Here is a 23,199-nt window from a genome sequence, read left to right as displayed (position 1 = left end):
CATCAGATTAAGAATACGATATTCAACATAACCCCATTCAGGAGATTAAAATAAATGGAAGAGAAGCAGAAAGTAGTTGTTGCACTCGACCAGGGTACTACCAGTTCAAGAGCTATTATCTTCGGTCATGACGCAAACATCTTGAGCTCTACTCAACGAGAGTTTAGCCAGATTTATCCTAAGGCCGGTTGGGTAGAACATGACCCAATGGAAATATGGGCAACGCAACGTTCTTCATTAACCGAAGTCCTGGCACAATCTGACGTAGCGAATCAGGATGTCGCTGGTATTGGTATCACAAACCAGCGAGAAACCACGATTGTATGGGATAAAGCGACAGGTCACCCTATATACAATGCAATCGTGTGGCAGTGTCGTCGAACTGCTGAACGTTGTGAGAAGCTCGTCGCTGATGGGTATGAAGAATATATACGTGATACAACCGGCCTTGTGCCTGATGCTTATTTTTCTGGCTCAAAAGTCGAGTGGATACTCGATAATGTGGAAGGTGCAAGAGAAAAAGCAGAACGTGGTGAGTTGCTGTTTGGTACGGTAGATACCTGGCTTGTGTGGAAGCTTACAAATGGTGCATCTCATGTTACAGACGTGAGTAATGCTTCAAGAACCATGCTCTTTAATATCCACACTCTAAGTTGGGATGATAAACTTTTAGAAATATTTAACATTCCACGTTCAATGCTTCCAGAAGTTAAATCGAGTAGTGAAATTTTCGGATACGCCAATATTGGTGGCGGAACCAAGATTCCGATTGCTGGTATAGCCGGTGATCAGCAAGCAGCTATGGTTGGACAGCAATGTATCACTAAAGGGCTTGCAAAAAACACTTATGGTACAGGCTGTTTCTTACTGATGAATACCGGTGATAAGGCCATTCGTTCCAAACACGGATTATTAACGACCATTGCTTACAAGATCGGTGAAGAAGTGGCCTATGCATTAGAAGGCAGTGTGTTTATGGGTGGCGCGACTATTCAGTGGTTAAGAGACGAACTGGGTCTAATTCGCGATGCCTCTGATACACAATACTTCGCAGAAAAAGTCAGTGATACCAACGGTGTTTATCTGGTTCCTGCTTTCGTGGGTTTAGGTGCACCTTACTGGGATCCGCACGCCCGAGGATCGCTAACGGGGCTCACTCGTGGTTCAAACCAAAATCATATTATCAGAGCTGCGCTCGAATCTATCGCATTCCAAAGCCGTGATGTGTTAGAAGCCATGCAAGAAGACTCCGGTTTAAAACTTAACCAAATTCGTGTGGATGGTGGTGCGGTTGCGAACGATTTCTTGATGCAGTTCCAGTCCGATATCATGGGAACGAAAGTGGTACGTCCCAAAGTACGGGAATCTACCGCACTTGGTGCTGCCATGCTTGCCGGCCTCGCTGTTGGCTTTTGGAATAGCTTTGATGAGCTAATTGATAAGAAAGAGATTGAGCGTGAGTTTCATCCTAAGATGGACAAAGACAGCAGAAAAGTCGCCTATGAAGGTTGGCTCGATGCTGTAGAACGTACTAAAAGCTAGCGCAATGACCTAACCATGGAGAGCTAAAGATAGCTCTCCATTTGTATCTGTCCCATCTGAGAAGTATACGCTCCTGCCTGATACCTACAGTTATTCATTCCTGATCACTCTACCGCCTATAAATCATCACCTTAAATGGTGATGGCTCAATAGTTGTAGTACCCTTTCATTTATCTCAGATATCTATCCTCGACCTGTGATTAAAAGGATTTATCATGACTCAATACTGGAAGTCGTTCATTCTGCTTACATGCTTGCTCGGTATGTTCTCCACATCTCATCTTTCTATGGCTACCGACTTAACAGGTATTACTTCAAATCATGACAGGCCTAAAATCGGTGTTGTTTTGGCAGGTGGTGGTGCTAAAGGTGCTGCTCATATCGGAGTATTAAAAAAACTTGAAGAAATGCAGATTCCTGTCGATTACATCACGGGTACCAGTATGGGAGCTTTTGTTGGAGGTTTGTATGCGACAGGCATGAGTGCAGATGAGATCGAAGTATTGTTTGAAACTGTCGATTGGGAAGAAGGCTACGTTGATAAGGTAAGCCGAAGTGAAAGACAGGTACGAGCCAAAGAGTACGAAGATTATTTTAACTTGAATCCAGATTTAGGCATTGGAACAGATGGTATCCGCTCTCCTGTTGGTGTTGTTCAAGGGCAAAACATGATGAGTATCGTGAGAATCACTAGCGGTAATGTTCCTCAGATGAAGTCTTTCGACGATTTTCCAATACCTTATCGAGCGGTCGCAACAGACATCGAAAATTTTGAAGAAGTTATTTTAGAAGATGGTTGGCTTGCTGATGCAATGATGGCAAGTATGTCGGTTCCTGGCGCGCTTCCACCTTACGAGCTCGATGGGACCCTACTTATCGACGGTGGTGTGACGAATAATATGCCGGTCAACGTTGCTCAAACGATGGGGGCCGACATCATTATCGCTGTTGATATCAGTAGTAACTATCTTGAAAAAGAGCAGATCTCCAGTGTACTGGATGTCGCGTCACAACTGTCTAATTATTTGGTGCGCAGAACAACAGAAGAACAAAAAGAATTATTAGACGAAGATAAAGATATTTTACTTATTCCCCACGTAGGAGATATCGGTACAACGGATTTCCACAAGATGCCACAAGCGCTTCAATGGGGTTATAACGCGGCTACAAGCATCGAAACATCATTGTCACGATACTCTCTTTCTTCTGCCGACTATCAACGCTACATAGACAAAAAGCAAAAGAAAAAAGTACTTCGAAGTGACGAAATGGTGGTCAATAAACTCGTTTTAGAGAACAACTCTCATTATCGCGATGACATGTTACTTAGCTATCTTGAAATCGATATTGAAGCTCTGGATGAAGACACAAGATTTAGTGTTACTCCTTCTTCAGAACTTATCGAAGAGAGAATAAGAAAACTCTACGCGTTGGATCGTTTTGAGCGAATTTACTACTGGTTTGAAAAAGGTACGAACGAAGATGGTGAGGAGGAAAATACCCTGCACATCAACGTTGATGAAAAAAGCTGGGGGCCAAACTACCTCAACTTCAGGTTTATTGTCGAAGAGGATTTCGATTCAGACAGCAATGTAGCACTAGGTGTTTCAACAAACTTCACCGGCATTAACGATTTTGGTGGAGAACTAAAAGCCAATGTGGAACTTGGTACTGAAAGAAGGGCTTCGTTGAACTTCTCCTCACCTTTCTACTATAGCCAAAAATGGTTCAATTCTTTTGGAGTCTCTTATATTAAAGAAGACAGATATACTCAGGAGAACTACTTAGATGAAGAAGTGACACTCGGTATGCACGAAAACTCCAATAAGAGCGACGTCGAGGAAGTCGAGTTTGAAGGTGCAATTGGTATACAGCCTACTCTATGGCAAGAAGCAAGAGTCGGTGTTCGCTATGTTAAAGGTGGTTTAACACCTTCCAGCGGAAGCATTGACTACAAACGAAAAGGTGTTTTCGGGCGATATAGAATTGACACCCTAGACGACTATTCTATGCCGCACAAAGGTTTTCTAATAAATATCGAGTACTTTGCATCTGATGACACCTTATCGGGAACAGCGTCTGTAGATGGCAGAAGCTATGACTTTACAGACGAAGTTGTACACGAATTCGACATTAGTTTCCGCGGGGCAGAATCATTTGGCCCAACGACTTTCGTTGGTAATGTTGAATTTGGTACCGTTGAAAGCAAATCTGCAGATAACGTTCCAATTCAACCAAAAGAGTTGGGAGGATTTTTACGTTTGTCTGGCATCCCACGAGACAGTCTAATTGGGCAAAACTTGTTCTTCAGTAGCTTGATGGTACGTCATAAACTGTTTGATGATGTCGGCGGATTGCCCGTTTACGTTGGTGCATCAATGGAATACGGTGGGGTCTGGAACAATGTAGATACAAGCCTCGCGCATGCACCACTCTATCATGCCGGTTCTCTATTCACAGGTGTAGATTCATCGATAGGCCCTGTAGTGCTCGCAGTTGGCGCAACCGAGCAGGGTTACAGATCGGTTTACTTCATCATTGGGAAAACTTTCTGATGGTATTTGTTTGATGTCTTAGCCCCATGACTAAGGTACTTCAATAAATAACTCCCGCTTGCGCGGGAGTTTTTGTATGCCTTACTTCGCTGGCTGAGCCGACATTTGCTGCATAACTTCATCCAGGCTGAAGCTTGCTGCTTTTTGTCTTGGTGGGAACTCTTTAAATGTTTGCAAGAACTCTCCTACTTTTGCTTGTGCCGGTACGTAAAGATACGCATGATCCAGCATCCAGTCGTAGTAAGTGTTTGAAGTACGGTCCGCAGTTTCGTACGGGTCCATTCTTAGGTTAAAGATTTTAGGTAGTCGTAGACGAACAAACGGTTCTGCCCAAATCTGCATAGTTCCGGTTACACGCTGCTCCATGAAAACAATTTTCCAGTTGTCGTAACGCATCGCAGTAAGATCACCATCATCACTGAAGTAGAAGAACTCGTGACGTGGACCTTTTTCATCTTTACCGGTTAGGTAAGGAACGAAGTTGTATCCATCAAGATGGTTTTTGTAAGTCATCTTGCCGATTGAGTGGCCTTCTTTAAGATCTTGTTTGATCTCGTCATTACCAGCAGCGGCAACTAGTGTTGGGAACCAATCCATATGGTGCATGATGTCGTTTGACACACTACCCGGCTTGATGTGATTTGGCCATTTCACCATGGCAGGTACACGGTAAGCACCCTCCCAGTTTGTGTTCTTTTCACCACGGAATGGTGTAAGACCGGCATCCGGCCATGAGTTCATGTGAGGGCCATTATCTGTTGAGTACAATACGATAGTATTTTCGTCGATACCCATCTCTTCAAGCTGATCAAGTAACTCACCAACGTGAGCATCGTGCTCCATCATACCATCTGCATAGTTACTTACGTTTGAAGAGCCCTGAAGCTCAGGTTTTACGTGAGTACGGAAGTGCATACGGGTTGCGTTCCACCAAACGAAGAATGGTTTTTCTTGCTTGGCACTCTTTTGCATGAAGGAAATCGCCGCATCAACGGTTTCATCATCGATGGTTTCCATACGCTTACGCGTGAGTGGACCAGTATCTTCTATACGGCCATCGGCGTAAGAGTGGATCACACCACGTGGACCAAACTTCTTACGGAATTTTGGATCTTTAGGGTAATCGACGTTTTCAGGTTCTTCTTCAGCATTTAGGTGGTATAGGTTACCAAGGAACTCATCAAAGCCATGGTTTGTTGGAAGGAACTCGTCTCGGTCACCCAGATGGTTTTTACCGAACTGGCCAGTAGAGTACCCCATGTCACGTAGTACTTCGGCGATGGTTACATCTTCTTTGCGAAGACCAACATCAGCACCTGGCAGACCTACTTTACTCAAACCAGTACGGAATACGGACTGCCCGGTAATAAATGAAGAACGACCTGCTGTACAAGATTGCTCTGCATAGTAATCTGTAAACTTCATGCCTTCATTTGCAATTCGGTCGATATTTGGTGTCTTGTAACCCATCAGGCCGAAAGTGTAAGCACTGATATTTGACTGACCAATATCATCACCCCAAATTACCAGGATATTTGGCTGGTCTGCAGCCATTGCAGCCGTGGACATGGTTGCTAAACCAATACCAGCGACTGTTTTGCCGAGTTTATGTGTCATTGATGACCACTCCGTTTTTAATTGTAAATCGAAATCAAAACCCACTAACTACTCGTAGGTCTTTGACAAAACTATAGAATGACGAATTCGTAAAGTCGCTTTATACTAAATATAACCAACGGTTATTTTGTGAATGGAAAGCAACCCATATTTAGGGATTTTCTGGGTTTTCACATTGCAATCACAATTAATTCCGAATTCCAGTTAGTATTCTAGATAAACGAAGTTTGATAAAAGTTGGATAAATCATGAAGTCAGTTGAATTAAATCTTATCCCTATATTTGTGGCTATTATGGAAGAGCGAAACTTATCGCGAGCTGCTGAACGGTTGGGTATTAGTCAACCAGCAGTAAGTAAAGCGCTGAAGCGGTTAAGAGATATTTACAATGACCCTATTGTTAACCGCAATGCATCGGGTGTTGAGCCAACGCCATTTTCGCTAGATATCTACCCTGCTATGTCCGCTGCACTCACTAACTTCAACTCAACATTAAGCAGTTCAAGAAATTTCGACCCTATGACGGCTCATAGAGTTTTTACGATTGCAGCGATTAATGCCGTTAGCTACTCATTTATCCCCGATTTAATTGAGTTTTTACAAAAGTCAGCACCCAATATCTCGCTCGAAGTGCATCCACTCTTTACCGAAGATTTAGAATCAGACCTTAGAATGCAACGTTACGACTTGGTTATCGGAAAACCTGTAAACAACATCTCTATACGATCTGAGTTTCTTTTTCCTGCAGAGTTGGTTGTAATTTGTAGCAAAGATCATCCTAGGCTAAACGATGGCAACATCACTAAAGAACAGTTTTTAACAGAAGAGCACCTGGTTGTATCTGCCTGGGAAAGTCGAAAAAGTATTCTCGATTCAGAAGATATCGATGAGCTCAACAAACGCAATGCGGTACACCGTGTTGCTGGACCTATTGAGTTAATGTCTATTGTTGGTAGAACCGAATTAATTGCTCTATCAACGAAAGAAATGGCTGAGCTTTTCTCAGAGCAGTTCAATGTAAGAGCGATAGACAGCCCCTTTAAAGAGAGCACAGTAGATATCCATATGATGTGGCACCCAAGTAGAAACACCGAACCTTCACACCTATGGTTTAGAAATGAAATTAAAAAGCTGGCAAGTAAATAAACGTAAATACGGTGCAACCTAACATTCATTAAAACATTTCATACGAAATCACAAAGTATTCGTATAAGAAATCTTAAATTCGTGCTTGTTATTAATTATTGAATACAAGTTCTGTACTTATTTGGTGACATCATTCCAAATTAGAATAATTAATATAACATTCCCCCTGTTACATTCCCCCTATAATAACTGCTCACTGTTAGTAATTTTTCATATATAACGACAAAACTGACTTCGGAGCTTTGATGGCAATTGACACTTCAATCCTGACAACAGGTCCTCTATATCAGGGGAAGGCATCCAAAAGAATGCATGTAATGGCAAAACCTATCGGAGCTGCATGCAACATTGATTGCACGTATTGCTATTACCTAAGTAAACAGGACCTTCTAGATTACAAGAAAGGTTGTACTCCAGAAATGAGCTTAGAAACTCTGGAGCATTACATTAAAAACTATATAGAAGGCCAGAACACGCCCGACATAGTATTCTCATGGCAAGGTGGTGAACCCACTATGCTTGGGGTGGATTACTTCCGAAAAATTGTTGAGTTTCAGAACAAATATAAGCCACAAGGCACGAGTATTTTTAACGACTTACAAACAAATGGCACCTTGCTAAACGATGAGTGGTGTCAGTTTCTGAAAGAGAATAACTTTCTCGTTGGCCTTAGTATTGACGGACCGGAACTCCTGCACAATACCTATCGCACAAACAAAGCAGGTCGCGGCACTTTCAAACAGGTTATGAGAGCTGTCGAATTATTACATAAACATCAGGTTAACTTTGCAACACTCACTTGTGTTAATAACATGACCAGCCGACAACCTCTAGAAGTCTACCGATTTTTACGTGACGTAGTAAAGTCTCCTCAGATGCAGTTTATTCCCATTGTTGAACAAAAAACTTTCCGTACAGATGCACCGCAAACCTGGGATCAGGCGGCGATGCCAAGGCAAGGAGATAAACGACTTTTACCGGGTAACAAAAACTCAATTATGGAACCTTTTTGTGTTTCAGATGAAGCGTGGGGTAACTTCCTAATTGCAATTTTTGATGAATGGATTCAAAGAGACGTTGGTCAGGTATTTATTCAGTATTTTGAGGCGTTTATAGAAACATGGATGGGAAGACAAAACCCATTATGTACGCTTGGTGAGATGTGTGGAAAAGGTTTAGCAATGGAACCAAACGGCGATGTATTCGCTTGCGACCACTACGTTTACCCAGAATATAAAATCGGCAATATCTACCATACAAAACTTGAAACCCTCGCCTATTCAAGTAAGCAACAAGACTTTGGACTGGCGAAATCTAAAACACTGACTAATCAATGTCAGCAATGTGATTACAAGTTTGCCTGCTTTGGTGAGTGCCCTAAGAATCGTTTTATAGCGACAAAAGACGGTGAGCCAGGACTCAACTATTTATGTGCAGGTTGGCATAAGTTTTATCGCCATGCCGACAAAGGGTTCTCTTACATTTTAAGAGCACTAAAGCACCCAGTAGCTCACGGTAAGTACAGTGATGAAAAAATGAAAAAGGCCTATGAGGAACACCTAAAGGCACAGAAAGCTAAAAAGCTGGCCCAACATTAATATTTACAAGTATTTCCAGAAATTCGGAGCTTAAGATGCAAAATAGTCATCAGTTGATCACCTCCCTACTAACCCAGGTTGAACAATCTGTAATTGGTCAAAACCACGTGGTTCGTTCATTAGTGTTAGGACTTTTAACCAGTGGACATGTTCTGCTGGAAGGTTTACCTGGTACCGCTAAAACGCGTTCCGTAAAATCTCTGGCCGATACGTTAGACACCTCTTTTGGTCGAATACAGTTCACTCCAGATCTACTGCCTTCAGATGTTACCGGTACTGAGGTTTATCAGGAGGTAAATGGAAAACCAAAATTACATTTTCAGCCAGGACCTGTTTTTAACAGCATCATCCTAGCGGATGAAATAAACAGAGCGCCTGCGAAAGTGCAGGCCGCTCTATTAGAGGCAATGGCAGAAGGAACCATCACTGTTGGCGATCAGACACATAAACTGCCCGAGCTGTTTATGGTTCTGGCAACACAAAACCCGATTGAGCAAGAAGGTACTTACCCATTACCCGAGGCTCAAATGGACCGATTCATCATGAAAGTTAATGTGGACTATCCTGATGACCCTGCGGAGAAAGAGATCATTCGTTTAGTTCGGAACGAAGAAAACCATATAGTCAAAACACAAAATTTGATTAAGACTATTGATCCTCAGGCAGTATTAAAGGCAAGAGCGGCTCTATCCGGAATCTATGTCTCAGAAATTGTAGAAGATTACATTGTTGGTCTGGTTATGGCGACAAGACACCCAGAACGTTATCCTGAGTCAAAACTAAGTCGTTGGATTGACGTCGGTTCAAGCCCTCGCGCCTCCATTGCGCTGGACAAATGTGCCAGAGCAAATGCTTGGATAGAAGGTAAAGATCATGTTGAACCCGATGACGTCAGAAGTGTTGCACCATTTGTACTTGCTCATAGAATCAGTCTCACCTATGACGCTCTTGCTGACGGTATTAGCGGAGAGCAAGTCGTAAAAGAGCTTTTAGACCATGTGATAATCGGCTAGAGGCTAGGTATGTCTTCAGATTTACTAAACGATAGTCGTCTTTATTGCGACTATCGAGAGCTTATTCGCCTTAAGGGACAAGCTTCTTCTTTTACCCTGCTCCCTCAATTTAAATCAGGCAGCGTATTGTCAGGCAGACATGGTTCTCGCTTTCGAGGTCGCGGTTTAAACTTCGAAGAATTACGCCATTACAACACCGGAGATGACATACGCAACCTTGATTGGAACGTAACTTTAAGGACCGGTAAACCTCACATAAGAGTTTATAGCGAGGAAAAGGATTACAACGTAATCCTCTGTGTCGATCAAAACTCAGGTATGTTTTTTTCTTCGGTTAATACTATGAAATCAGTTATTGCCGTTGAGCTGGCTACTCTATGTGCATGGCGCATATTGGAGGATAATGATCGTATTGGGTTATTGATTACCGAAGGAGAAGGAGTCAAATGGTGTAAGCCTGTACGTTCGCAAAAAGATTTTCTAAATTACTTGTCTGTACTTTGTGAGGTTAACAATAAACTTTCTGCACTTTCTGTGGATTCGAATCAGAATACGTTTAGCGGAATGGTCGACAGACTAGTCCAATTGAAAATGAAAAATAGCGTTGTTGTCATTTTTAGCGATTGGTATGGCGCAAAAGAGAAGGACCTGACAAAACTTAAGCATCTCCAAATACATAACGATGTGCTAGGCGTTTTAATCTCCGATCCATACGAGAAATCCATATCAAAAAACTATGGTGCATTTACTGTCACCGACGGCCAATATCAGTTGAGTTTAGATAGTCACCTGCAACTTTCGAAAGCAAATCAAAGTATATCTGAAAAATACCGACAACGAGTCGCCGATCTGACTCATATGATGGCAATCAAAAACCTTCCGTTGGTTCAGGTAAGTACGGACGGTCAGCACATTTCTCAATTTAAAAAAGCAATGGGAGGGTTGAAGTGAGCGATTCACCGCTTAGTAACAAACTTCTTTTCATAGAGATAATCGACGTTACCAGCCCAGAACAGGTCAGTTGGATTCCTCAAACTATAGGTTGGAAATTGCTCGCTTTAGCCGCCCTAGGTTTTGTGGGATATAAGCTTTATAAGTATCTTGTGTACCTGTGGCAAAACCGATATCGAAGTGAAGCCATGGAAGCCCTCGATTCGATAAAAACTGAACAAATTACGCTAGCCATTCGCGACTTGAATTTGGTTCTAAAAACAGTTGCTAGCTACAAAGACAAATCATTTTCATCCGTTACGGGTGAAGAGTTTCTTATCAAGTTAGATGCGTTTTATCAGTCAGAATCTCCCCTTTTTCATAATGAACTGGGCTTAAAGTGGCAGCGCCAACTGTTGCTTCCGCCTGATCAAGTCTCTCTTCAGGAAGACGAAGTTACTGTTTTGCTAAGACGAGCTAAATGCTGGATAGCTGAGCACAACCCATCTGAACAAGGCGATTCCGGAGAAGAGAAGTATGTTTAGCTGGTTATATGACGTAGCACTCACCTACCCCGGTTGGTTGTTTGCCCTCCCAGCCCCCCTGATAATTTACTACTTAATTCCGGCTTACCGGACAAGAAAAAGTGCGATTCGTGTCCCCTTTTTTGATCTATTGCTCGATAGCTTAGGTGAAACACCACATGAAGGTGCTACTACGCTTGCCAGGGCAACCTGGCAACGTATTACTCTGGTTATCTCATGGATATGTATTGTCGTTGCCATGACAAAGCCAACCATTCTTGGTGAGCCTCAAACGCGAGAACTTATGGGGCGCGATATTATGGTTGTGGTTGATCTATCAGGTTCAATGTCCGAAACAGATTTTATCTCTGAAGACGGACAAAAAATTAATCGATTAGATGCCGCCAAAAGAGTGTTGAAAGACTTCGCGATAAAACGTACCGGTGACAGGCTCGGCTTGATTCTTTTTGGGGATGCTGCCTATATTCAAACTCCGTTCACACCCGATATTCCAGTCTGGCTTGAGTTACTAAATCAAGCTTCCGTGGCAATGGCCGGGCAGAGCACTCATTTAGGGGACGCTATCGGTCTAGCAATCAAGGTCTTTGACAGAGAAAGCTCCTCACCAGAAACGCGCCTACGCAGAGAAAGAGTTGCCATCGTTTTAACCGACGGGAATGACACTGATAGTTATGTTCCTCCAATTGACGCCGCAAAAGTCGCGAGAGCTAAAGGGGTGAGGATTCATATGATTGCCATGGGTGACCCACAAACCGTTGGTGAGAAAGCTATTGATATGGACATCATCACACGCGTTGCCAAAGAGTCGGGTGGTCAAGCGTTTCAAGCGCTCGACCAAAAGGACTTGAACAGTGCATACGATAAAATAAATGAGCTTGAACCAAAGTTATTCGAGAGTACAACGTATCGTGCGAAAACGAGTATCCATCACTACTTTGTCATGATAATTCTGCTTCTGAATCTTAGTGCCTTTTCCTTAGTGCTCATAAAGCGTCAGCGAGTTAACCGCGCTTATAAACGAAGGGGCTGTTAAGTTATGGACCTAATGATACTTAAGCAAATTCTATTTCAGTTTCATTTTATACGGCCATTTTGGCTGTTAACCTTTTTACCTTTGGCTGCAGTCGTTTATCTCAGGTGGAACCGAGACGAACAGAAAAGCTGGCAAAAAATTTTACCCCCCCATCTTAGGGAAGCATTAACTGTCGGAGATAAAGGGTGGAAAAAGCAGTTACCTTTAAAGGTTTTAACGTCAATTCTTTCACTTGCCATTATCGTCTGTGCCGGTCCGACTTGGCAGCGTGAATCATCTCCTTTTGGTGAGGATAAAGCACCGTTACTTATACTGCTTGATACAAGTGAGAGCATGCTCCAGAAAGATTTACCACCCAGCCGATTAGAACGTTCTAAACAGAAAATTTTAGATCTATTGGCATTACGTTCCGGCGGCAAAACCAGCTTAGTTGTTTATTCCGGTAGCGCACATCTTGCCATGCCGTTTACTCAAGATACTGAAGTATTCAAACCAATACTTTCGGCTATCGATCCGACAATTATGCCCAGAGATGGTAAACGTCTTAAAACAACTCTGCCGATAATCGATAAGCTAATGGAGGAGACCGATGTTGTCGGCTCAGTTTTGTTGATATCCGATGGCATATCTCCAGATGATCAACAGCAGTTTAAATCGTATTTCGAAGGTAAACCCTATCAGTTGTTAATCATGGCGGCCGGAAACTCTAAGAGAAGCAGCGACCTGCCTTTCGATTATCAGTCATTAAAGCAACTGGCTAACTCAACCGGTGGTTATATTACTAAGCCAAGTGTAGATCACAGCGATATAGAGTGGCTGGATAATCGCATACAGCGTCACATGCAACTAAGCAATGATTTGGCTACCCCATGGAAAGATATGGGATATTACCTCGTTTTCCCTTTAGCGTTAGTCATTTTGCTTTGGTTCCGTAAGGGCTGGTTAGTTCAATGGTGCCTGGTAACTACCCTCTTATCAGCATCAACCTTGCTCTACTCACAACCAACTTATGCGAGTTTAGTTCAGGCTAAAGCGGCAGATATAAGTGAGTCAAACGAAGTAACACTAAAAGACAAAGCCATTCAGTTTTGGTTAGATCTTTGGCTTACTCCGGATCAACAAGGCCAATACTACTTTAACGATAAACAATATCTCAAATCTGCCCGTGCCTATGATGATCCAATGAAAAAAGCGAAAGCTTATTACTATGCAGAAGAGTTTGAATCGGCGCATACGTTGTTCATGCAGTTAAGTACTGAAGAAGCTCGATTCAACGCGGCAAATGCATTGGTTGGAATGAGAGAGTACATAGCAGCACGTAGCGTTTACCTAGAGTTGGTTAAATCTAACCCCAACAATACCGCTGCTGCACACAACTTGAAAATTATCGAGTCTGTAATCAAGCAGATAAACGAGTTTAGTAGGAGTCAGGCAGAAAGCATGGAAGGTTCTCAGGAGTCTTCACAAGAACTTCCCGATGACAAACCACAAACCGCTGATGGCGCTGAAGAGCAAGTAACTAAAGAAATTACGATAAAAGAAATACTTAGCGCTGATGAGATTTTGCAAAATGACGCTGTTGCTAACAAATGGCTCAAACGTGTAGAAGCTGACCCTAAGCAGTTTTTGAGAGCAAAATTCCAAATGCAACTAAACGATTCACTCGGTGTAAACCACTCTTTGGAGAACTAGCATGTACAAGTTTCTGACTTACCTAGTACTAACACTGATTGCTTCTTTTGTTACACCAAACGCGATTGCCCAAGATATCAACACCCTAATTGATTCCAACCGACTCAAAATCAAAAGTTGGTTGAGTACCAAGGAAAACAACGGGGAACATGTGGCGATAAACCAACAGGTCATCTTGTACGTGGATATCAGTACCAACAGGTGGTTTAACCGAGGAACGGAGTTCGGCTACATTGAGGTGCCGAACCTGGTAGTTCCACCCCAAAGTTCACAGGCAACCAACTACACGGAACGCAAAGGTGCACAAACCTGGTCACATCAACGGTGGGAAATCCGTTTGTTCCCACAAAAAAGTGGACAATACACTATCCCATCTATTCCAGTGTCAGTTCAGGTGTCTACAGAAAAAGGGAATGTAGCCGGGGTTATTTATACAGAGCCACAAAAGTTCAACGTTGGTTTACCCGACTCTTCATTAACCCAAGATAGTATATGGTTTACTTCCACATCAGCGACTGTTACGCAGAAGGTTGAGTTATCTTCTAAACAGCTACAAGTGGGTGATGTTATAACACGAAAGATAGATATTTCTGCAAAAGACACGCTTTCAATGTTGTTGCCAAATCCTATAAAACCGATAAAAAACCAAAATGTCAGCTCTTACACAGAGCCATATAAACTCAGCGACTCGGTTAACAGAGGAGAATATGCCTCCACTCGAAGTGACAGTGTGACCTACATAATGCGAACTGGAGGTGAAGTAAAACTTCCGGACATTTTGATTCATTGGTGGGACACAGAGAATCATACACTGCACTCAACGCTGTTGAAGGGTGGTAATTACAAGATACGCCACACGATCAAATCTTTTATAAAACAAAACTGGGCATGGATAACAGCATTGTTTCTAGGAATCTTGCTTTCGATTTTTGCCGTTTTAAGAGTTAAGATTTTTTACAAAAATCGTCCTACTCCAGAAAGCCATCAGTTTTACCAGGCTTTAAGTAATAAAAACTGGGGAAGAGTCAGAACTCTGCTCTACCGTCGGCTAAGGTCAACGACTGGTTTGCTGGTGATGAAGGGTTCTATTGCAAAAGAATATCAATGCTCGCATTCGAGTATCGTACAAAGTAAGGATATCAACCGTTCATCTTCAATAAAAATCTGGAGAGCCTTATCGGAGAGAAGAACAAGATGGTTAACTATTCCAAAAGCTATCCCTTCACTAGAAAAGATCAAACAAAATTATAGCCCCGACTAAGGGGCTATATCTGTTTTAAGTAACTAGTTACAATAGTTCAGACTAAAACTGATAGTTATATTCGATACGATGATCACCGTCTGCAAAGTCTGTTTTTTCGTTCCAGTTGGCAAAATATCGTAAGTTACTTCTTTTGTTGATCTGGTAAGAAAGCGCAAACTCATGAGTCAAAATACTGCTTTCTCCTGCATAAATTTCTTTTTTATACCAATCCGCTCCAGACAATGTCGACATGTACATTGGATTGTAGTTAATCCATATGTTCTTGGTAATCTCTACCTTTGAATACATCCCAACTAAAGCAAATGTTCCCGGTATAGTGTAACCAGAGTCGGACGCTTGCTCTCCAGGGTAATTCTTGCTGTTCATGACATCCAAACCTAAACCAGCGAGAGGATACAGGCTAACTGGACCGAATTTAGGTAGTGCTTGTATAAAACTGTATGAAGCTGTGGTTCTATCTTGTTCAACGCTGTAACTGAGATCTAACTGATGACCACGTCCGTTGGTCAAATCTACTCCAAAATTCCGAAACCTGAATGAGTCTACGGAATCATCCACTGCTGGGAAATCAGACTCACTACGAATCCCTATCGCCTTTCCCCCTATCCCTTTTATTTCAATAACATTCATACCCATGGTCACTGGGTTACCGGTGTCATAAGTTTGGCCAACTTTTAAGTTGATTCCTTTATCAGATACCCCAAAACCCGCTTGAGTATAAACCGCAAGCGGATCAGACATATCCTGGAGCTCACTCTCTTCTGCTGCATAGGCTGAACCGCATGAAATGATACTTAAAACTAGAATACGCAGCGCGTTATTTCTGTTATGCATTAATACTCCAATGTAGATGATTTCAAAAAAAGAATACCAACTTTGGAGCATACACTTTCGTATATCCTAAATTACCTTTGGTTATAGTATGGCGATTTATCATACTTAAAATACGATGGTTGATTTTTGTTCTTTCATGGAGAATAATCCCACCCGGATATATTAGGAGACCACTATGGCTAAGAAAATTCACAGCCTGCCTCCTGTTGACACAAAGACATCTGAACAAAAACTCGATGTCGAAACAGGAAGAGGCACCATAAATGACAACGCTCTAAAGGCGTTAGTAACTAGTAAACTATTTACTTCAAAAGTAGAAAAGGCGAAAAAAGGTAAAGGAAGTTTTCGAAGGAATGCAAAACATAGAGGCAAAGAGCCCTATTCAAAGGCAGCGTAACGTTGATTTTGAATAGGGCTTTTCTGTAACTAGTTGCGCATTTAGAGTAAAAAACCTAAACCTGCACGTCCGATCACATATTTATAACAAATAAGCACTTCATCTCTCTGCTCTTCTAAACTTAGTAACGCGATAAGTTAGAACATAATAAAAATTGAGGTATGTATGCATATTGTTGAGATTTTACTAGTAGAAGCTCCCCATAGGCCAGGTTATATGGCAAAAGTACTAGGTGTTATCGGTGCGTTCGGTGCAACCGTCGAAGGGCTTAATGCGGTACAAAGATTAGATAAAGACACCGTATGGGAAGTTACACTAGAGTATGATGACTCTCTCAATATTCATGAGCTGTTCGACCAAATCAATCAGTTGCCGGATACGTCTATAACCGGTAAATCAGACCGAGTATTCAATCGACATAAGCAAGGTAAGATCAAAACTGTCTCCTCCGTTGGAATAGAATCTCTCGAGATACTTCGTGATGTGTACACTCCAGGTGTGGCCCGGGTTTGTCAGGCGATTCAGCAATCCCCCAATAAAATAAAGGAGTTCACAAACCTTCAAAACACGGTCGCTATCGTTACCAACGGCACAGCAATATTGGGGCTAGGTGATATTGGCCCGGAAGCCGGTTTGCCTGTAATGGAAGGTAAAGCCGCAATACTAGCCGAGATGGTCGGGCTTTCTGGTGTTCCTATTCTTCTAAAAGAAAAAGACCCTCTCAAAATTATCGAAGTCGTTGAAGCTATCTCCCCTTCATTTGGTGCAATCTTACTCGAAGATATTAAAGCCCCCGAATGTTTCACAATCGAAGATGAGTTGATTGACCGTGTTAGCAAACCAGTCTTTCACGACGACCAACATGGTACCGCCATGGTTGTGCTAGCTGCCCTGCTATCCGCCACAAAGCAAGCGAATATCGACCTAAAAGAACGAGTCTTTGGTCAAATTGGACTTGGTGCCGCGGGAATGGGAATCTGTAACCTTCTTCTTGAGTATGGCGTGAAAGACGTAGTCGGGTGCGACTTAGATGAAGATGCACAGAAAAAACTTCGTGGTATGGGAGGAAACCCTATGTCACTAGAAGAAGTTATGGCAACTGCCGATGTTGTTGTAGCAACAACTGGTGTCAAAGGTCTCATTAAGCCAGAAATGGTTCGCGAAGGACAAATCATTATGGCGCTAAGTAACCCCGACCCGGAAATTGAACCTAGTATCGCGATTGAACATGGTGCCTCTTTCGCTACATGCGGCAAAGTTGTCAATAACATGCTCGCTTTCCCGGGCTTGTTTAAAGGTACATTGGCAGCTGACGTTTCTCATATTTCTCATCAGATGAAAATTGCGGTTTCAGAAACACTATCTGCACTGGCTAGCAAAGGCGATCTGGTACCAGCAGCACTCGATAAAGAAGTACACGACAAAGTTGCCCAAGCTGTTTATCAGGCTGCAATAAAGCAGAAGAATGAATACCTATAAGTTATGAAAACAAAAGACGTAAAAAAGGCATCAATGCTGTGATGCCTTTTTGTTCTTTCAATTGTATTACTCTACTGAACTCCCAGATAAGTGTGCCAATCATCACTAACTCGTTGATAGTGATATTCGCAAAACTCTTCTCGTTGCGTTACCTCTTCTTTGCCCACTTCATCGAGCAAGCCTTTGAATTTTTCAGGGTCACTACCGTAGACTAGACAAAGTGTTTGAAAATAACGCTGCATGTTAAAGCTGTGCTCATCAATGTACTCTGCCATATGGATTTTTTCCGGCATTTCGTCACTCTCAAAAGCAAACATATCGGCCGCACTAATTGCACTGTCAGCTCCGCTTTCAAGGTATTCAATCATGACAATAGCCGCCAGGTTGTCTACAGCATCTTCTTCTTTCCCTAGAATCGGGATATTTTTATCCATAATGTAAGCATGTCCAATCTCATGGACAAGGGTATGAGCCACGGTATCTAAGACGCCTTCATAAGCAGGCTTACCGTACTTTTCGTCATACTTATTCTTCGTGAAATAGTGAAAAGCTTCAAGGACAAAGCTATAAGGCATTTGAATAGTATTTATTTCAGGATCAAACAGCGGGCCATCGTCTGAACCGTACTCGATCGAAAGGGTGTTATTGAAAGGAAACAGTTCATCTCCTAATTGCACAATCGTGTCATTAACGCCACTATTCTTAAGAATCTCGATGACTTCCTTTTCACCCTCCGTCTGACCAGGTAAGTATTTAACGATAATATTTGGCTCTGAGTTCAAGGCGTAAGCAATTTGGCTTGCCAGCGAAAAGAATAGAGTTATAAATATCTTGTTCATAAGATAACAAGGTCCTTTTTGATTCTTATTAATTATAAAGAAACGACTTACTGATTATTCACTCGGTAAATACTAGATTGTTTATATGTGTTACTTCAACTCTTCGTGTTACTTGTTCTTTTGTACTGGTTATAAGATATACACTAGACGCAAATAAAAACCCCTTTTTAATTCAAAGTTTTAGATTACGAGTCCTTTTAGAATAAAAAATGTGCAAACGAACAGCTAACTGCAAATTTGTACTTTCTTTTTCTCCTGAATGTGGCATATTAACTCTCGTCTTCACGATGATGCGTGCATCGTATAATGGCTATTACCTCAGCCTTCCAAGCTGATGATGCGGGTTCGATTCCCGCTGCACGCTCCAATTTCTCTTTTAAGTTCGTAACTTCCCAACTTTTTGTAAACTAAACGCTTTATCGCGTGTTTTTGTGTTTCTGTTATCCAGAGAAACGCCTATATGGTTTCAGAAAACATCAGCTCTGACCTAACCTGCTTTTCTACAATATTCTTTCAGTTCTCTGGCAATTGTCATCAATGAGCAGTTCTATACTCCCCCTGCTAAAGCTCTGATTTCATTTATGCATTTAGTATGAGCTGAACGAGATTCAGCCGTCGTTTTCTATACAATTACGTTAGTTTCCAAGGAAAAATCATGAAAGTTGCTCAAAACTTTTCCAACCAGGCTGTAGATGCCGCTATAAAGATCGTCGGTGTAATGATCTTACTGTACTTGTGCTTCTCGATATTGCAGCCTTTCATCCTCTTAATTGCATGGGGTGGGATTATCGCCACAGCTATTTATCCGCTAACAACAATGCTCAGTGAGAAGCTAGGAATTAGTCTTAACAAAAGCAGCATTCTTATCACTTTTATTGGGGTTATTCTTTTGTTTACTCCCCTAGTTCTGCTCTCTATGGGCGTCTACTCTACAACTACAGAAACGGTATCGGGTTTGCAGGACGGCTCTCTTAGGATTCCTGTACCAAAAGAATCTTTAAAAGAGATTCCTATCGCTGGTGATAAACTTTATAGCGTGGCTCACTATGCATCTGTAAATCTAGAGGGCGCACTTAAAAAGTACAGTGAGGAAGTAAAAGAAGGTGTGGCCACAATTACATCGATGATGGGATCGCTTGCAGGTGGCTTATTACAGTTTATTGCTGCTACGATTATCTCTGGTGTATTTATGGCAAATGCGGATAACTGCCGAAAAGCTTTCGTTATATTGGCGGATAGATTGACCGAGTCCAGGGGTGAAGAATTGACGGAGTTGACAAAAACGACTGTACGAAGTGTTGTTCAGGGTGTTATCGGTGTTGCTGTTATTCAGTCTATTCTGGCATCCGCTGGACTTGTAGCAGTTGGTGTTCCGGCCCCTGCTCTTTGGGCTTTTGGTGTTTTGTTCCTAGCAATCGTACAGATACCGCCTATTCTGATTCTTGTTGCTCCTATCATCTATGTATTTAATGCAGAGACGACGGTCACCGCATCGTTATTTGCTGCTTGGTGTGTTCTGGTTAGTGTCAGTGATACATTTCTTAAACCCGTGTTACTGAGCCGTGGATCCGATGTGCCAATGCTGGTACTTCTTCTTGGTGCTATGGGCGGCATGGCGATGTCAGGTATTGTAGGCCTGTTCGCTGGAGCAGTTATTTTAAGTATTACTTACAAGCTATTATTAGCTTGGTTAGAAATCGAGTAATAATCATCAACAAATGGCTCCTTCGAAAGTCGACTAGAAAGGAGCCATTTGCGAAGAACCAACGTACTGAGAACGTAAACCCAACGTATGTCACTCACTCTATTGTAGATAATTATGCGCCAGTCGGTGGACAGAGGACGCTACTAAAATCCATACTAAGTACGATTACGAACCCACTTTCAGTTATATATGAACCCCATAAACGTAAACAATATTGTAGAACGAACACTTCAACTAGCATCCGATATCGAGTCAGACTTATATCAATATGCCCGCCATTCTTCAAAGCTTAAACTCATCGAAGAAGTAAGACTGTGGCTTAAGTTTGGACAAAAGAAGGGCTCGTTAACTTACGCATGTACCTATGATGGCGGAAAGAACTTAAGAGAACTATGTTACGAAGTATTTTCGAACGTAGGTTTTAGTTTCGAGTCACTAACCACCTACAGTCTGTCAATGTGTACCCTTATTGGTAACGAGGGATATTACGCCATCCGATTCAATACTGACGACGACAAAGAGTACGCGATGGATGATTACTATGTGGATGAAGATGGCTATATCGATCAACACTTTAACAAAAACGGTGATATGGTTGTCCCATACAGACAGGTATTACTCACTGTCTGGAGAGAAAAAGAATCGCACTTGTCGATTCATTATCATACGTTCTACCATGCCCTTTGGCGGTATTTGCTCGACAAAGAGGAGCACACCTTTGCACAGCAGGTTGCCGAACAGTTTGGTCTTAACGAAGAAAGTGAATACTATTGTGACCGATTAGCTATTATTCCTTCACTACTCGATGAGTTAACAAGCGAAATTATTCTCGCCAACCGATCGAAGTGGCGAGAGTACTCTTTCCGTTCACGGGAAATCAAAGAGTTGATTAATGGCCAGTTTTATAATGCAAGCTCTAGCCTTCCATCTTAGATAGGAGTTTACTAAGCAATATATCAAGCTGTACGAGTTCATCCTTGCTCAGTGCTTCCGTTATTGTTTTATGGTCAGAATGGACCTTGTCCATAACGTCTTCAATGACTTTTTTTCCATTGAGGGTAAGCTTTACAAGCTTAATTCTGCCATCTTCTGGTGACGCGCTCCTGGAAATTAACTCTTTTTTCTCCAATCTATACAGCGCCTTAGTTAACCCTCCCGAACTAATGAGCATATAATCCATGATTTCAGTCGGTTTAAGAAGATGAGGTTCAGGAGTTCTTCTCAGTGCCGCTAGCAATCCAAAATCTGCGCCCAATAAACCGTACTCAGCCATAACCTTGCTACGTGTTATATCGTTGATAGATTGAATTTTGTCTATACGTGGCATCGCTGGAGTCATATTTTCATACGCTTCCGACCAGTTTTCTTCCATCTGAGAGAGGAAAGTTTCGAACTTTTCTATTGTCATTAGCACTTCTTATATCAATGAGGAGAACCAAGAATATCTTGCCAGAAAGATAATATCAAACTAACATATCTTTCCAGAAAGATATTATTTTGATCACGGAGGATTTATGGCTCGCAGACAGTTTGCGCTATTAATGGCAATGATATTGGCTGTCGGTCCTTTCGCTGTAAACGCATACCTTCCTGGTATGCCCTCTATGGCATCTCACTTGAATGTCGGTACAGAATCCATCGCCACAACAGTTAGCCTTTATATTTTTGGAATGGCGCTTGGACAAATTCTTGGTGGTCCCTTGGCGGACAGATTTGAAAAGCGGACCATTATAGTCGTAGGTTTATCACTATACGCAGCCTGCTCAATTGTTATAACGTGCTCTGATAACTTTCATATCCTTCAGTTATCCCGAGTGTTTCAGGCAATTGGTGGCGGTTTCGCTACTGTGTGTATTGCTCCACTAGTTAGAGAGCGAGAGAAAGGCAACAATGCAGCAAAACTATTTGGTCTGATTGGGCTTATCATGGTTATGGCGCCAGCTATTGCACCAAGTATCGGTGCTTTTATTCTTCTGTTTGGACAATGGCAAAATATCTTCTACTTCACCTCATTTTACGCTGCACTTGTAGCGCTTTTGGTTGCTTTGTTCCTACCAGTTTCTTCAAAAAAACACACTAAAAGTAGTACTCCAGCATATAAAAGATACCTAACTGTTGTTCAAAACAAAGTTGCTATGTGCTATTTGTTGGTTCAAGCTTGTTCATACAGCGTCATGATGGTTTTTGTCACAAATGCTTCGTTTATTTATCAGGACGTGTTTGGTTTAGATGCTCAAATGTTTGCATTAGCGTTCGCAGTAAACACTTTGGGAAATATTGTTGTAAATCGTAGCAACTCGAAACTATTGCGAACTACTCCAGCATATAAGCTTCTGAAGTTAGCGATCTTGCTTCAGGCGGTGTTTGTGTGTGTACTACCTCTTTTTATATTCCTTAAAGTACCCGTTTATATCTTTGTTATTGGTGTAATAGGAGCAATTGGTATGTTAGGTGCAATTATGCCAAATGCTAATGCTCTTTATATGAGCCAGTTTACTGATGACACAGGAGCTGCATCCGCACTCTTAGGTGCGGGCCAATACTTGACCGGAGCGTTAATGGGGGGGCTTACAAGTCTATTTTACAATGGAAGCCTTTGGCCTATTGTGGTTGTTATGCTTACCTTAGTTGTCATATCAAACAGTGCACTGCCCAGAAATATCTATAAGCCAAAACCTGGAGATAAAGAAATTTCAGAAAAATAGTAGGTTAGCTTAAGAAGGTTATTCCCAATGTAGATTCATGTATGTTTGTGTATTTAAATAACCACGCTGACAGATTTTTCGTTTGCTGGTTGGAAACGTTTACCTCTTCTTCAAAAGTCAAGCCAAACTCTCAGACTAATACATATCCTACTGATATATAATTATATTTATCTAAGAGGTTATCAGTCTCTATATTTCACTAATTTAGCTCATTTGAGAGAAATCAAATTATTGCCAGTTTAACACACAAATGTTTTCGCAAACGACCACATAATGGTGCATTATTGCTTATTGTTGCACATATAG

19 protein-coding genes and 1 tRNA gene are annotated in these 23,199 nt (G+C 41.9%); 16 read left to right on the top strand and 4 right to left on the bottom strand.

Annotated features, from left to right (window positions below):
• The first annotated feature begins 54 nt into the window (after window positions 1-54).
• Window positions 55-1,542 (top strand): glycerol kinase GlpK, encoded by a 1,488-nt coding sequence (gene glpK / locus SNR28_RS04325; RefSeq protein ID WP_375749796.1) that lies wholly within the window; start codon window positions 55-57, stop codon window positions 1,540-1,542.
• Window positions 1,543-1,757: 215 nt separating this feature from the next.
• Entirely contained in the window at window positions 1,758-4,097 is a 2,340-nt protein-coding gene (locus SNR28_RS04320) for a patatin-like phospholipase family protein (protein WP_375749795.1), read from the top strand.
• 81 nt (window positions 4,098-4,178) lie between these two features.
• Here the strand turns inward: SNR28_RS04320 and SNR28_RS04315 are convergent, their stop codons facing one another.
• On the bottom strand, window positions 4,179-5,714 hold the full coding sequence (locus tag SNR28_RS04315) for an arylsulfatase (RefSeq protein WP_375749794.1): 1,536 nt from the start codon (window positions 5,712-5,714) through the stop codon (window positions 4,179-4,181).
• Window positions 5,715-5,962: 248 nt separating this feature from the next.
• Between SNR28_RS04315 and SNR28_RS04310 the strand changes: the two genes are divergently transcribed.
• The 8 genes from SNR28_RS04310 to SNR28_RS04275 all read left to right on the top strand — a co-directional run bounded on the left by SNR28_RS04310 (window position 5,963) and on the right by SNR28_RS04275 (window position 14,931).
• A complete protein-coding gene (locus SNR28_RS04310) occupies window positions 5,963-6,859 on the top strand; it encodes a LysR family transcriptional regulator (RefSeq protein WP_375749793.1) in 897 nt (298 codons plus the stop codon).
• Window positions 6,860-7,104: 245 nt separating this feature from the next.
• Window positions 7,105-8,457, top strand: coding sequence for an anaerobic sulfatase maturase (locus SNR28_RS04305; protein ID WP_375749792.1), 1,353 nt, complete (start codon window positions 7,105-7,107; stop codon window positions 8,455-8,457).
• A 35-nt stretch (window positions 8,458-8,492) separates the two neighbouring features.
• Window positions 8,493-9,470 carry an AAA family ATPase gene (locus tag SNR28_RS04300; protein ID WP_375749791.1) on the top strand — a complete coding sequence of 326 codons (978 nt, stop codon included), beginning with the start codon at window positions 8,493-8,495 and terminating at the stop codon, window positions 9,468-9,470.
• 9 nt (window positions 9,471-9,479) lie between these two features.
• Entirely contained in the window at window positions 9,480-10,421 is a 942-nt protein-coding gene (locus tag SNR28_RS04295; RefSeq protein WP_375749790.1) for a DUF58 domain-containing protein, read from the top strand.
• Window positions 10,418-10,945: a DUF4381 domain-containing protein gene (locus tag SNR28_RS04290; protein ID WP_375749789.1), complete on the top strand. Its 528-nt coding sequence runs from the start codon at window positions 10,418-10,420 to the stop codon at window positions 10,943-10,945. The genes SNR28_RS04295 and SNR28_RS04290 overlap by 4 nt, the downstream gene beginning before the upstream one ends.
• Window positions 10,938-11,978, top strand: coding sequence for a VWA domain-containing protein (locus tag SNR28_RS04285; RefSeq protein WP_375749788.1), 1,041 nt, complete (start codon window positions 10,938-10,940; stop codon window positions 11,976-11,978). The genes SNR28_RS04290 and SNR28_RS04285 overlap by 8 nt, the downstream gene beginning before the upstream one ends.
• Before the next feature lie 3 nt (window positions 11,979-11,981).
• Window positions 11,982-13,670 (top strand): VWA domain-containing protein, encoded by a 1,689-nt coding sequence (locus SNR28_RS04280; protein ID WP_375749787.1) that lies wholly within the window; start codon window positions 11,982-11,984, stop codon window positions 13,668-13,670.
• Between the two features lies 1 nt (window position 13,671).
• On the top strand, window positions 13,672-14,931 hold the full coding sequence (locus tag SNR28_RS04275) for a BatD family protein (protein WP_375749786.1): 1,260 nt from the start codon (window positions 13,672-13,674) through the stop codon (window positions 14,929-14,931).
• A gap of 42 nt (window positions 14,932-14,973) precedes the next feature.
• Here SNR28_RS04275 and SNR28_RS04270 read toward each other — a convergent pair whose 3' ends face one another.
• A complete protein-coding gene (locus SNR28_RS04270) occupies window positions 14,974-15,768 on the bottom strand; it encodes a hypothetical protein (protein ID WP_375749785.1) in 795 nt (264 codons plus the stop codon).
• A 175-nt stretch (window positions 15,769-15,943) separates the two neighbouring features.
• On the opposite strand from SNR28_RS04270, the gene SNR28_RS04265 reads away from it, so the two are divergent.
• Window positions 15,944-16,165: an alternative ribosome-rescue factor A gene (locus SNR28_RS04265; RefSeq protein WP_375749784.1), complete on the top strand. Its 222-nt coding sequence runs from the start codon at window positions 15,944-15,946 to the stop codon at window positions 16,163-16,165.
• A gap of 216 nt (window positions 16,166-16,381) precedes the next feature.
• On the top strand, window positions 16,382-17,644 hold the full coding sequence (locus tag SNR28_RS04260) for an NADP-dependent malic enzyme (protein WP_375749783.1): 1,263 nt from the start codon (window positions 16,382-16,384) through the stop codon (window positions 17,642-17,644).
• A 71-nt stretch (window positions 17,645-17,715) separates the two neighbouring features.
• Here SNR28_RS04260 and SNR28_RS04255 read toward each other — a convergent pair whose 3' ends face one another.
• Window positions 17,716-18,483: a DUF4344 domain-containing metallopeptidase gene (locus tag SNR28_RS04255; RefSeq protein WP_375749782.1), complete on the bottom strand. Its 768-nt coding sequence runs from the start codon at window positions 18,481-18,483 to the stop codon at window positions 17,716-17,718.
• A 292-nt stretch (window positions 18,484-18,775) separates the two neighbouring features.
• Between SNR28_RS04255 and SNR28_RS04250 the strand changes: the two genes are divergently transcribed.
• The 3 genes from SNR28_RS04250 (at window position 18,776) to SNR28_RS04240 (ending at window position 21,121) form a co-directional block, all read left to right on the top strand.
• A tRNA-Gly gene (locus tag SNR28_RS04250) sits at window positions 18,776-18,850 on the top strand.
• A 288-nt stretch (window positions 18,851-19,138) separates the two neighbouring features.
• On the top strand, window positions 19,139-20,188 hold the full coding sequence (locus SNR28_RS04245; RefSeq protein WP_375749781.1) for an AI-2E family transporter: 1,050 nt from the start codon (window positions 19,139-19,141) through the stop codon (window positions 20,186-20,188).
• A gap of 189 nt (window positions 20,189-20,377) precedes the next feature.
• Complete coding sequence (locus SNR28_RS04240; RefSeq protein WP_375749780.1) at window positions 20,378-21,121, top strand: hypothetical protein; 744 nt, start codon at window positions 20,378-20,380, stop codon at window positions 21,119-21,121.
• Here SNR28_RS04240 and SNR28_RS04235 read toward each other — a convergent pair.
• The gene (locus SNR28_RS04235; protein ID WP_375749779.1) at window positions 21,105-21,596 is read right to left on the bottom strand and encodes a MarR family winged helix-turn-helix transcriptional regulator; all 492 of its coding nucleotides are present in this window, start codon (window positions 21,594-21,596) and stop codon (window positions 21,105-21,107) included. The genes SNR28_RS04240 and SNR28_RS04235 overlap by 17 nt on opposite strands.
• 106 nt (window positions 21,597-21,702) lie before the next feature.
• Between SNR28_RS04235 and SNR28_RS04230 the strand changes: the two genes are divergently transcribed.
• On the top strand, window positions 21,703-22,893 hold the full coding sequence (locus tag SNR28_RS04230) for a multidrug effflux MFS transporter (protein ID WP_375749778.1): 1,191 nt from the start codon (window positions 21,703-21,705) through the stop codon (window positions 22,891-22,893).
• Window positions 22,894-23,199 lie beyond the last annotated feature (306 nt).

Origin of the sequence: Vibrio iocasae, from assembly GCF_042245395.1 — a bacterium.
GTDB lineage: Bacteria > Pseudomonadota > Gammaproteobacteria > Enterobacterales > Vibrionaceae > Vibrio > Vibrio iocasae.
The sequence above is the reverse complement of the archived record's forward strand: the minus strand, read 5'-3'. Positions and strand labels throughout refer to the sequence as shown.